General features: G+C 58.3%; 12 protein-coding genes. 6 read left to right on the forward strand and 6 right to left on the reverse strand.

Going from position 1 to position 12,016, the window contains the following annotated elements:
* Positions 1–23: 23 nt before the first annotated feature.
* Positions 24–2,153 (reverse strand): primosomal protein N', encoded by a 2,130-nt coding sequence (locus G7069_RS04830; RefSeq protein ID WP_240912653.1) that lies wholly within the window; start codon positions 2,151–2,153, stop codon positions 24–26.
* 396 nt (positions 2,154–2,549) lie between these two features.
* Between G7069_RS04830 and G7069_RS04835 the strand changes: the two genes are divergently transcribed.
* Together G7069_RS04835 and G7069_RS04840 are read left to right on the forward strand one after the other, a co-directional pair.
* Positions 2,550–3,440, forward strand: coding sequence for a hypothetical protein (locus tag G7069_RS04835; RefSeq protein ID WP_166294832.1), 891 nt, complete (start codon positions 2,550–2,552; stop codon positions 3,438–3,440).
* The gene (locus tag G7069_RS04840; protein WP_166294835.1) at positions 3,430–3,975 is read left to right on the forward strand and encodes a hypothetical protein; all 546 of its coding nucleotides are present in this window, start codon (positions 3,430–3,432) and stop codon (positions 3,973–3,975) included. Before G7069_RS04835 ends, G7069_RS04840 begins: the two co-directional genes overlap by 11 nt.
* Positions 3,976–3,985: 10 nt before the next feature.
* Here G7069_RS04840 and G7069_RS04845 read toward each other — a convergent pair whose 3' ends face one another.
* Positions 3,986–4,963 carry a DUF3667 domain-containing protein gene (locus tag G7069_RS04845; RefSeq protein ID WP_166294838.1) on the reverse strand — a complete coding sequence of 326 codons (978 nt, stop codon included), beginning with the start codon at positions 4,961–4,963 and terminating at the stop codon, positions 3,986–3,988.
* 196 nt (positions 4,964–5,159) lie between these two features.
* Here G7069_RS04845 and G7069_RS04850 point away from each other — a divergent pair, with 196 nt between their 5' ends.
* The 3 genes from G7069_RS04850 (at position 5,160) to G7069_RS04860 (ending at position 8,964) form a co-directional block, all read left to right on the forward strand.
* A complete protein-coding gene (locus G7069_RS04850; protein WP_240912637.1) occupies positions 5,160–6,527 on the forward strand; it encodes an MATE family efflux transporter in 1,368 nt (455 codons plus the stop codon).
* Between the two features lie 72 nt (positions 6,528–6,599).
* Positions 6,600–8,495 (forward strand): signal peptide peptidase SppA, encoded by a 1,896-nt coding sequence (gene sppA / locus G7069_RS04855; RefSeq protein ID WP_166294869.1) that lies wholly within the window; start codon positions 6,600–6,602, stop codon positions 8,493–8,495.
* 25 nt (positions 8,496–8,520) lie between these two features.
* Complete coding sequence (locus G7069_RS04860) at positions 8,521–8,964, forward strand: hypothetical protein (RefSeq protein WP_166294871.1); 444 nt, start codon at positions 8,521–8,523, stop codon at positions 8,962–8,964.
* A gap of 13 nt (positions 8,965–8,977) precedes the next feature.
* Here the strand turns inward: G7069_RS04860 and G7069_RS04865 are convergent, their stop codons facing one another.
* Positions 8,978–9,181 carry a hypothetical protein gene (locus tag G7069_RS04865; protein ID WP_166294874.1) on the reverse strand — a complete coding sequence of 68 codons (204 nt, stop codon included), beginning with the start codon at positions 9,179–9,181 and terminating at the stop codon, positions 8,978–8,980.
* 75 nt (positions 9,182–9,256) lie between these two features.
* Here G7069_RS04865 and G7069_RS04870 point away from each other — a divergent pair, with 75 nt between their 5' ends.
* Positions 9,257–10,030 carry an SDR family oxidoreductase gene (locus G7069_RS04870; protein WP_166294877.1) on the forward strand — a complete coding sequence of 258 codons (774 nt, stop codon included), beginning with the start codon at positions 9,257–9,259 and terminating at the stop codon, positions 10,028–10,030.
* Here G7069_RS04870 and G7069_RS04875 read toward each other — a convergent pair.
* The 3 genes from G7069_RS04875 to G7069_RS04885 form a co-directional block, all read right to left on the reverse strand.
* Entirely contained in the window at positions 10,018–10,677 is a 660-nt protein-coding gene (locus G7069_RS04875) for a hypothetical protein (protein ID WP_166294879.1), read from the reverse strand. The genes G7069_RS04870 and G7069_RS04875 overlap by 13 nt on opposite strands.
* Positions 10,674–11,375 (reverse strand): hypothetical protein, encoded by a 702-nt coding sequence (locus tag G7069_RS04880; protein ID WP_166294881.1) that lies wholly within the window; start codon positions 11,373–11,375, stop codon positions 10,674–10,676. The genes G7069_RS04875 and G7069_RS04880 overlap by 4 nt, the downstream gene beginning before the upstream one ends.
* A gap of 75 nt (positions 11,376–11,450) precedes the next feature.
* Positions 11,451–12,011, reverse strand: coding sequence for a Sua5/YciO/YrdC/YwlC family protein (locus G7069_RS04885; RefSeq protein WP_166294883.1), 561 nt, complete (start codon positions 12,009–12,011; stop codon positions 11,451–11,453).
* Between the last annotated feature and the right edge of the window lie 5 nt (positions 12,012–12,016).

Here is a 12,016-nt window from a genome sequence, read left to right on the forward strand (position 1 = left end):
CTGACGGTGCCCTTTTTTATGCCTCAATACAAATCGATCGGGTCGACGTCGAGAGACCAACGCACCTTCCGTGCTTCGGGTGCGGCATAGAGTTGCGGCACCACGCGCGCGAGTGCTGCTTGCAATGCCTTGCGATCTTTCGCGGTTACCATCAACTGCATGCGCAGAAAACCTGCACGACGTTGCATCGGCGCGGGCACGGGGCCTGAAACATCCAAGCCATCTTGCGCAAGCAGATCACGTGCGACATCTAAGAAGTCGCGTGGCGGATGTGCATGCTTTGCTTCCGCACGCAGCAACGCCATATGTGCAAAGGGCGGAAAGCCTGCCGCTTCGCGTAAGGCCAGCTCTGCATCCGCAAACGCGTGATAGCCGCCTTCGATCAAAGTATTCAATAAAGGATGATCGGGGTAATGCGTTTGCAGAATCACTTCGCCTGGCATGTCTGCACGTCCGGCGCGTCCAGCGACTTGAATCAACAGCTGCGCGACGCGTTCGCTGGCGCGGAAGTCGGTTGAAAACAGTGCTTCATCAATGCCGAGCACGACGACCAACGCGAGCTTGGCGAGGTCATGCCCCTTCGCCAGCATTTGCGTGCCCACCAAAATGCCAGGTTGATCACCTAGCGTTTCAAAGTGTCGCGCCAAGGCGTCTTTGCGTTGCGTGCTGCCGCGATCAATGCGAATCACGGGCACATCATCGAAATGATCCGCCAAGAACGTTTCAATGCGTTCAGTGCCTTGGCCTTGCGGTTCAAGCGCCAAGTTGTTGCAGTTGGGGCAGGCAGACGGTGAGGGGCGATGCGCACCGCAGTGATGACACTGCAAGCGTTTGCCACTGCCGTGCACCGTCATCGCCGAATCGCAGCGCGAACATTGCGCCGTCCATCCGCAATCGCGACACATCAATACCGGCGCAAAGCCGCGACGGTTTCGGAATACCAAGACCTGTCCGCCCGCATCCAACGCTGCACGCATGCGCGTGATCATTGCGCTGGATAAACCCGCTTCCAGGGGCAGCTTGCGTACATCCATGATGCGCACACTGGGTGCGCGTGCAACGCCGGCGCGCTTGGACAAGCGCAGATACTCGAAACGACCTTGTCCCGCCGCGTGCAAATCTTCCATCGACGGTGTCGCCGTGCCCATCACAATCGGCACACCTAAAGCACGTGCGCGCACCAAAGCAAAATCGTGCGCGTTGTAACGCATGCCATCCATCTGTTTGTAACTGGCGTCGTGGGCTTCATCGACCACTATCAATCCGGGATGCGCCAAAGGCATAAACACTGCCGAGCGCGTGCCGAGCACGACCGGTGCAACGCCTGTCCGCGCGGCTTGCCAAGTGTGCAAGCGTGCGGTGTCAGTCATGCCGGAATGAAATGCATGCACCGGAATCCCCAAGTGCTTTTCAAAACGCCGCACGGTTTGTGGTGTGAGCCCAATCTCTGGCACCAACACCAAGGCTTGTTTGCCCGATTGAATACAGCTGCGAATCGCTTCTAGATAGACCTCGGTTTTGCCACTGCCGGTGACGCCATCCAACAAGTAGGCTTTGAAGCCTTGTGTCTGCTGAATCTGCGTCGCGGCTGCGCGCTGTTCCTCATTCAACTCAAATCCGCTCGCAGCAGCTTCGGGCGATTCAGGTGCATGCTGCGGTCGCACTTCACTTTCGACCCAGCCGCGTGCTTGCAAGCTGCGCAACGCGGGATGTAAGCCTTTGAGCTCAGGCGCTTCGTTCGGACGCTCACCCTCGGCCAAAACTGACAGTACTTGACTCTGTTTGGCACCCCGTACGCCGCTGCGCGCCGTCGCACCTGCTTCCGTGAGACGCCAAAAGGTGGTTTCCAGAACGGGGACATCAGCCCCGTTCCTGAGCGCGGTCGGCAGCGCGGTGGCCAGCACCTCGCCCAAAGGTGCGTGCACGTAGCGCGCCAACCAGCCTAGGCTCGACCAGAGCTCGCTACCGAAAATCGAAGCCGAATCGAGCCGCGCTTCAATCGGTTTCAGTGGGCTGTCGCTATCCGTCGCTTCCGGTTCTGAGATGACGACACCGACCGTTGTCGAGGCACCAAAAGGCACCCGAACACGGCAACCGACCCAGCCCGTTTGCGGTGCCTGATCGTCGATGGTGTAGTCGAAGGCCTGAAGCATCGGGCGAGGGACAACCACCTGAATCTTCAGACGCTGAGACGCCGGGGCAGCGGGGGTGTTCAAGGGTTTGAGGTTATCCACACAAGTTGTGGATAAGTCTGTGCAATGAACGGCGAAACGCCAAGCGCGGCCGCACTTTCACAATAGAGCGCACTGATGGACAAAAAAGTGCCATCTGCGCAAATATCAGTAAAATCAATAGCTTGCATGTTAATTTTCATTCATTTTGCAGTCATTTACGTACAAGTGAGCAATCTTTGACACTTTGATGACCGCTGTGCACAATTTTCCCCGAACGGCATAGATGTCGCGCAAATGCAAGTGCTAATTGCAGCTTGAAGTGGCACATCCGGACGTTATCATCCTAGCTGATGAGGGCGACTGCAGAGCTTTGAATTGACGACGGGTTTGACCTCTGCGGGACAGCTCGATGCCCGCCTACGCGGTGATGAAAGGAAGGCATTGGCCTTCTGCGATTGGGCCCTAGGTTCGCCTGAGCGGGCCACCGCCGTCGCGACCGCTTGGTTGGCCCAATGGCACACTTTGGGCACCATGAATGCCGATGCCAGTCCAACCTCGCGCGGCATGCTGTGGCGGCCCCTGCTGACGCGCATGCCCGCCCAAGCACCCGCCTTGGCCGAGGCAAGTCCCGAGTTCGAAGACCTTGCCATGCTGCCCTTGCCGGCGCGCACGGCCGTCTTGCTGACCCTGTTGGGGCTCACGGCCGAAGACAGCGCAGAAGCCATGCGGCTGTCCATGCACGCCCATTCCGAGCGCCTGAACGCCGGCGTCCCGCGTCTGGCGGACGGCTCGGTCGACGGCACGCGTTGGCAGGCCTGGTCGCGCGCAATCACCGCCTATGTCGAACATCTGCCGTTGTCGCGCACCGCGCCGCTGGTCCAGGCGCGCATGTCAGGGGAAGTGGTCGCCGCAGCCGACGAAGAAGATGACGACGCCTTAAAGCGCACAACACGCCGCAACCTGATGTTGGTCGGCGTCGTTTGCGCGACACTGCTGGCGTTGACCTTCGTGCCGAGTGTGCAAGAGCGCATCAACGATCACAGCGTACGCGTCGAAACGCGACAGCTGGATGACTTGCCCGTGATCACCCAGGCTGCGGCACCCGCGCGCGCGGTGACGCCCGTAAGCTTGGCGCCCGAAGTACAAGACCTCGCGTTCTACGCGTGGTATGCGCAACAAACACAACACGCACACCCCAAGTACGCACCTGAGCCGACCGCCATTGAGACGAACGGTGCCTTGCCGGAGACCGAAGATGCGCCTTGATCGACGGTTGTGGGGTGTTGCGTGCGCGGTGATCGTACTCAGCGCATGTACTAAAAATGCCGGCACGCGCGTCGACAACGTTGGCGAAGCAGATCCGAACTATGTGCAAGCAGTGGCCGCGACTGTGCAGCAACGACAAGCCAACACATTGCAGATGCAGTTCTCCGCGTTGCCCGCTGCCGAGCAAAACGCGGTGCGCGCTGCGGCGCAAAGTTTTGCCACTTTGTCGACTGACAAGCAGCAAGTGATGCGTGCTGAGTTTGAAGCGCTGGACGACGTGACGCGACGTGGCTACTTGCTGGGCCCGACCTTGGGTCGTGCATGGCCGCATCTGCAACCCGCGTTCGGCTACGTGCCCGAATCAGAGCGTGCGGCTGTGCTTGCGATGTTGCGCGGTTTAGATCGCGAGCACTTGAGCAGCCTGGAACGCGTCGCTTGGCGCACACCCGTCGATCAACGCGAAGCCCTTCGCGCAAAGCTCCTCAGCATGTCGGCGACAGAACGCAACACGTGGCTGTTCGAGCAAAGTTTCTAACAGCGACGTCTTACTTCAAGAAGATCATCACGCCGGCGATGGAGGCCACCATGATCATCAGGAAGAAATGCATGCTGCCCAACATCAAATACTTGATGGTCGTCTTCAAGGTCGACTGTTGATAGATGCGCTTCTGAGATTGATACAAATACACCGCGGCCCAAATCAATACCGGCACGATGCAATACAGCAACACTTTCTGCAGCAAGGTGCTGCCCGTAAAGTGCACGAAGGTTGCGCCGATCAATAACACCGCACTGAGCATCAACAAATGTGCGTGGCTATACAGCGCGACCACCAAATGCTCGAGATAAGTAAACGAACTGCGCCAATAGAACACGCGCAACAACAGCGCAAAAATCGGCACCATGAAAAACAACGCGGTGGGCACTGAGCTCAACCACAACGGCCCCAATTCGTCTTGCCCTTTCGAGAGCTTGGCGATATTGGCCAACATCCGCAGACGCAGCTTCTGAATCATCGCGTCATACCAATCCGGCATGCTCGCGGAGTGATAGGGATTCGCGCGCGCCTTGTCCAACTCTTTCTCAACATTTGTTTTCACAGACACGTTGAGATCGTTCGCGCTGCCACTTGGCGCGCGATGTTCGAGCTCTGCAATACGCATGTTTGCCGCTTCATTCACTTTGTCGATGCTGATCGACCTGCCCGGTTCTGGCACCTCGGCCAATGCCGCAATCGTGTCAGTGCGCATCTTCTGCACTTCAGCGACTGTTTTCACGCTATTAAAAGTGCTGTCATCTCGAATCCTGAACTCTGTGCCTTCCGGCATTGCGAGATGCGCCAGAAAGAAGGTGAAAATCGACAAGATCAGGAAGATGCGCAGCGGCGGCAAATAGCGCACACGCTTACCGGATAAGTAATTGATCGCGGCGCGACCCGGGATACAAATGTCACGCAAGGTGCGGAAGATCCGCCCGTCGACGTGCCAAAAAGACTCGAACACTTCCTCAAGGGCGTGCTTCACGCTTCGCAAGGGATTGTGGGCGTGTTGGCCACAGCCGTGACAGTACTCACCGACCAAAACGGTAGCGCAGTTTTCACACGTACTTGCGTGCGTGATTTCCGTTGGAAGCGGTTCGTTGCCCGTCGACGTCCCCATGAAGTCCGATTGATAAGATACCCGCTCGCCGAATCTTTTGCGGCGTTTCATTCGGAAGCCCATGACGTCCACGACCGGCAAGCGCGTGCTGATGCGCCACGAAATGCGAACGACTGCGGTGCTTGCCGCACCGTTGGTATTGGGCCATGTGTCGTCCGGATTGATCGGCTTTGTCGACTCCGCATTGGCCGGTCACCACGGCACCCAAACCTTGGCCGGTGTGTCGGTCGGCAACGCGCTGTACTGGTTGCCCATGACCGTGCCCATGGGCGTGTTGATGGCTTTGCCACCGCACGTGTCGGAGTTGGATGGTGCAGGCCGTCGTCATGAGGTGCCCGTCGTGTTCAGGCAGGCCCTATGGCTAGCGCTTGGTCTCGGTATCGCCTTGTTCGCCATCTTGAGCACCTGGCGCTACCTGCTCGGACCAATGGGCATTGATGCGGAAGTGATTCCCCATGCCGTGGGTTTCATCGATGGCATCCGCTGGGGCATTCCTGCGTTCACGTTCTACTTGTGCATGCGCTATCTGAGTGATGGCTTGCACTGGACACTGCCAACGATGCTATTGGGCTTCGGCGGCTTGCTGGTTTTGGTGCCTCTGGGCTATGCGATGGCCTTCGGTGTGGGGCCATTGCCTGAAATGGGCGCGAATGGTCTGGGTGTCGCGTCGGCCATCATGCTGTGGGCACAAGCGATTTGTTTTGCGTTGTATCTATGGCGCTCGAAGCGCTTTGCTGACCTCGCATTGTTCAGCACGTTTGAACGGCCCAACAAAGCGATCTTGGTCAAGCTGCTCCGCACCGGTCTGCCCATTGGCGGCATGGTGGCGATGGAGGGTGGCTTGTTCATCGCGACGTCATTACTCATGGGGCGACTCGGTGCCACACCCGCCGCTGCGCATCAAATCGCAATCAATGTGGCGAGCTTGTGCTTCATGATTCCGATGGGCATTGCCGAAGCGACAACCGTGCGTGTCGGTCACGCCATGGGGCAAAGCGATACCGGCAAATTGCGCCGCGCAGTCATCGCCGGCTACACCTTGCTGCTGATTACGCAAACGCTGTCGGTGATCTTGCTGATCTCGGGCAATCGCTGGGTCGCCGATATCTATACCAATGATGTGGTCGTCGCCACACTCGCCAGCCACTTGCTGATTTTCGCCGCGATCTTCCAACTGCCCGATGGCGTTCAGGTGATCTCAGCAGGTGCACTGCGCGGACTCAAGGACACTCGTGTGCCGATGTTGTTGGCGGCATTTTCCTATTGGGGGATCGGCATGCCCGTGGGGGCAGGCCTAGGTTTGGCCGCAGGCTACGGCCCGGCGGGCATGTGGGTGGGTCTGACCGCTGGTCTGACGGTGGCTGCCATTTGTCTGTGCTGGCGTGCCATGCGCACCATCCGAAAACTGGAAACACACGGCATTCGGTGACCTATGGCGCATCCGTCTTCAGGGTGCGACTGCTACGCTATGGCCATTCCTTAATGGCTTGAGCCGCTCCCGATGAACGAAGTTGTCGTCCGCCGCCGTGGTCCCATCGCCCGCTTTTTCTTGGGGCTGTGGAACGCAGTGAATTTCACCCGTCGCTTGATCATGAATATCGTGTTCTTCGCGGTGTTGCTTTTCATCATCGGTTTGCTGATGCGGGAAGAACAGCCGACAACGCTGGCTGCGAACTCCGTGTTGTTGCTTGAGCCCAAAGGTCGCCTTGTCGAGCAGGACGATCGCGATCCCATCACGCGCTTGTTGTCGACCGCTGACTCACGCAACGAACAAAATCGCGTCGTTCAATTGCGTGACTTGATCGGCGTCATTGATGCCGCGACGAAAGACAAGAGCGTCAAACATATCCTGATGGATGTCGACAGTTTCAATCCGTCGGGCTTTGCGTCTTTGCATGAAGTGATGGCGGCTCTGCAGCGCTTCCGCGCAAGCGGCAAAAAAATTACTGCGTTCTCGCAAGGCATGTCGCAAGGCCAGTATTTGATGGCCGCACAAGCCGACGAAATTTTCCTTGATCCGCAGGGCTATGGCGTGATGCTGGAAGGTCTGGCGAGCTACCGCCCGTATATGCGCGAAGGCTTGCAAGACAAACTCGGTGTGGATTTCCGCTTGTTCAAAGTGGGCGAGTACAAATCTGCGGCAGAGCCCTACGTGCGTGACAACGCGTCGCCAGAATCCAAAGTCGCCGACTTGTTCTGGATGAATGATCTGTGGACGCGCTATATCGACGATATCGCCAAAGCGCGCAAGCTCTCGCCGGATACGGTGCGTGCCAGCATCGACAACATGGCCAGTGGTGTCGCAGCGGCGCAAGGCGATCTTGCCGCGTATGCCGTGCAACAGAAATGGGTCGATGGTCTGAAGACGCGCGAAGAAGTTGAAGCCTATTTGGCCAAGAAGGGTTTTGGCGATGACGCGTCTGACGACGGGCTGCGATCCATCGGCATGAACGAATACATCGCGAGCAATCGTTTGAAAGTGCCCAGCCTCTCGACTACGTCGATTGGTGTGGTTGTTGCCGAGGGTGAAATCGTCCCGGGCCGACAAGATCCTGGCAGCATCGGCGGTGAATCCACCGCGGAGTTGTTGCGTTCGGCGCGCGAAGATGACGCCATTAAAGCGGTTGTTCTGCGCGTGAACTCGCCGGGCGGTGAAGTGTTTGCATCCGAGCAAATTCGCCGCGAAGTTGAAGCGTTGAAGGCAGCGGGCAAACCCGTTGTTGTTTCGATGGGTGACGTCGCTGCTTCCGGCGGTTATTGGATCAGCATGAATGCCGATCGCATCTATGCAGACCCGTCGACCATTACCGGTTCAATCGGCATCTTCGGCTTGGTGCCGAACGTGACGCGCGCACTCGGCAAGATTGGTGTGCATACCGATGGTGTCGGCACGTCACCGCTCGCAGGTGCCACCGATCCGACCCGTCCGCTTGATGAAGGCTTGGCCACCTTGATTCAAAGCGTGATTGAAAAAGGCTATCGCGACTTCACGGGCAAAGTTGCCGCTGCACGCGGCAAGCCGGTCGATGCCATCGATGCTGTGGCACGCGGCCGTGTGTGGAGCGGTGCACAAGCCAAGGAACGCGGTTTGGTAGATGCCTTCGGTGGCTTGTCAGATGCCGTGAACGATGCCGCCACACGCGCAAAGCTCGGCAAGGCCGGCACCTACAACGTGCGATACATCGAAAACACAGCCGCGCCGTTTGGTGGCTTGTTCGGTAGCCGTTTGGAATCGCGCATTGCGGTGAGCATGCTGAAGCACTCCAGCACCCTGCAAGGTTTTGCTGCCGGTTTTGTGCCTGATGCACAAAAGCAATTGCAAGCCGTGCAAGCACAATTGATTCGTCGTGATGCGTCGCCGGTCAAGGCGATGGCGCATTGCTTCTGTGTTTTTTGATTGACGTAACAAGAGGAAGTCTGTTTTGAAGGGTGTCGTACGTGTTGTGTCCGCATGGGGTTTAGTCGTTTCGTTGTTGTTCGCGCCGGCGATGCAAGCGAAGGATGCTTCAGCAAAGCCAATGGTCGTCGAGCACACCTATTGGGTGAAGCCGGGTCGCGCTTTGCAGTTCATCACCTTGTACAAGCGCAGCGAAGTGCCGAAGTTGGACGCATGGGTGGCGGCAGGAAAATTGCGTGGCTATCGCATCACGCAGCCGCAGTTCATGGCGGGCAATGATCAATGGGATTACCGCATCACCCTGTTCTGGCGGGATGCTGAGTCGGCCATTGAAGCCGCATCGCAAGACTTGAGCCGACGTAAAGCCGACTCAAACGATCGTTACGAAGATCAGATGATGCTCGAGCTCGTCGTCGACCACAACGAAGTGATCGTGCGCGAAACCGAGAAGGGTGTGACCGACAACTGAGACGTGCCGGCGTTTATTCTCCGGCCGCTTCTTTCAACGCCTTTTCGTTTTCTTCGGCCTGCGCCTTGGCGGTCGCCTCGGCTTCATGGGCGCGGTTCAGTGGCTTTTCGATCTCACGGCGCAAGGCTTTCTGGTCTTCCTTCTGGGCAGGCGTTTGTCGCTCGGTACACGCAGCCAAACTGAAAACACACAACAGCAAGGCAAGTCGATAGATCACGGGCCACTCCAATGCGGGGATGCTTCAGGCACTCTATCGCGATAGTCTTGTGAAAACCACGAATCCGGAAAGCGCATGGGTAACGCACGTTGGCGATTGGATGGCAGTGTCGCCTTGGTCACAGGCGGCAGCGCGGGCATTGGCTTGGCCACCGTGCGCATGCTGCTGTCATTGGGCGCCGATGTGCGCGTCGTTGCGCGCGACGAGGCTGCGCTGACGGCGCTGCAAGACGAACTGGCCGACGAATTCCCCGGGCGTGACATCGCTGTCTTTGCATCCGACGTGGCGGACGAAGTGTCAAGACGCGATTTACTTGATTGGGTGGAAGACCAAGGCGACTTGCACATCTTGGTGAACAACGCAGGCACCAATATCAGTAAGCCGACCGTCGAGTACAGCGAAGAAGAATGGCGCACTATTTTTGAAGTGAACCTGTTTAGCGCATTTGAACTCTCGCGCTATTTGCACCCCATGTTGTCGCAACACGCCGCCTCAAGCATCGTCAACGTGGGCAGCGTATCTGGCCTCATGCATGTGCGTACAGGCTCACCCTACGGCATGAGCAAAGCCGCGATGCATCAGATGACGCAGAATCTTGCGGTCGAATGGGCGGAAGACGGTGTGCGTGTGAATTGCGTGGCGCCTTGGTATATCCGCACGCGTCGCACGTCGCCCAAGTTGTCGAATCCTGATTATCTCGATGATGTCTTGCTACGCACGCCGATGGGTCGTATCGGTGAGCCCGATGAAGTTGCCTCGGCGATTTGTTGGTTGTGCATGCCGGCTGCAAGTTACATCACCGGACAGTGCCTTGCCGTCGACGGCGGATTTAGCCGTTACGGATTCTGAGCAGGGCTTGCGCAGGTACTTTGCGCCATTACTTTTCCGGTGCGTGTCGAAAGTGCAATCGCATCGTTGATGAATTCCGGATTGCCCATTTCGACCAAAGCCTTGGCTTCCAAATCATATTGCTGCCATGACGCGCAGGCGTCTTGATCCGGAATACGCTCGCAGGTGTCTTGTTGCATGTCACACATCTTCGGCGTGTTGGGGTCGTTCGGATCTGCATTGCTCGGCATCAGCGGAATACACCGCGCCTTCGGTGCACCGTTATCGCTTAAATAACTTTTTTGCTGCGGCGTATAGCAGCGATAGATCGGCGGTGGCGGCAAGGTCGTGCGTGCGATGGGCGCGGGTTGCGTCACGGGCGCGACGGGAGGCGCGACGACAGGTGCAGGCGGGTAGGTCTCAGGTGCAACGGTGTAGGTGGGTGCTGCGGGCTTTTGCATCACCTGCTTGGTTTGCTTCTGACCCTTGGCGCAAGGCACATCGTTTTGCAAACTGACCATGCCTTGGCGATCGACACAGCGATAGAACACAACGCTATTGGGATCTGCCTTCGCGCGCGTGCCCTTCTTCTGCGCATGGCCCGACTGCGCCAGCATCATCAAGAGGCCCGCACCCAGCGTCACGCACAGCATTCTGAAAACAGTCATCGATTGCAGTCTGCACGCAAGCGGGCATCAATGCTAGCGGCTTCCGCGTCCAAGGCATTGCGGTCGCTGGCTTGCAAGGCAACATTCTTACGACGGATTTCTGCGCGACGGGCATCCAACAGTGCGCAGGATTGCGCACGTGGCATTGCAACACAGGTGTCACGCACCCAGAGACCGCCACCGATATACACGGGTGGATACATCACCGGCGGGCGCGCGTAGCCGCCGCCGATTTGTACGCTCGTGTGGCGATCGGCGTAGTTGACCCATGCGCCACCACCGGAATAGGTAGGTGGTCGTGGTGTGCCGAGCACGCTGTAGGTGGTGCCATAGGCGGGCACCCAACGCGCAATGCCATCGGCACTTTCGCTGGTATAGCGTTCGCCGTCGGGCGAGGTGCATTGATAGATCGGTCGCGATGCACTCGTGCCGTTTTGAATGACATAGGTGATCTGTTGCGGTGGCTGCGCGGGCACTCGCGTGGTGGGAAGGACAGCAGGCTTCGCGGGATCACGCGGTCGCGTCATGTTTTGCCGCGAGACTTCTTGGCCCGGCTTGCAGGGTTTGTCTTGTGTGACCGTGCGCCCATCGACTTTGCAGCGAAAAATTTCTACCTGATCGGCGGCGTGGGCGATGGCCGAAGGCAGGCAAGCCCCAAGCGCCGTACACAGCCAAATCGCGCGTATAGTGATCGTCATACGCCTATAGTGCGACGCCGACGTGCGTTAGGGGTGATCTAGCGTCACGTGTTTGCGAACGGGCTGTGCCGCGATTCAGGCGCGCAGCGTGTCGCCCGTGGCCGCATCACGAATCGGGGTCGGGGCACTCAGCCCGCCGGTTTCCCCTTCGACAACGCCTTCGATCAGGGCCAGCACCCGTGGATCGAGGTCAGCGGCAGAAGTTACCGCGGGCAGGCCGCTCAGGTTGGCACTGGTCGACACGAGCGCGCCGCCGAAGGCATTGCACAGGGCGATGACCGCAGGATGCGCAGTCACGCGAACAGCAATGCCCGTGTGTTTGCCGGTAATCCACTTCGGCGCCCAGAGCGACGCCGGCACGATCCAAGTGTTTGGACCTGGCCAGGATTCGCGCACGCGCGCACGCGCCACCTCAGAGAGTGCAGACATATCCACAAACGGCGCGAGTTGCGTTTCATCGGCGGCGATCAAGATCATCCCGCGCGACACTTCACGTTGCTTGATCGACAAGACATGCATCACCGCTGCTTCATTGCGCGGATCGCACCCCAAGCCCCATACGCCTTCCGTCGGATAGGCAACGACGCCCCCAGACTTGATGCAACGCGCAGCATTTGGGTGGTCGAGTCTATCCATGAACA

Origin of the sequence: Lysobacter sp. HDW10 (assembly GCF_011300685.1) — a bacterium.
In the GTDB taxonomy this organism is placed as follows: Bacteria; Pseudomonadota; Gammaproteobacteria; order Xanthomonadales; family Xanthomonadaceae; genus Solilutibacter.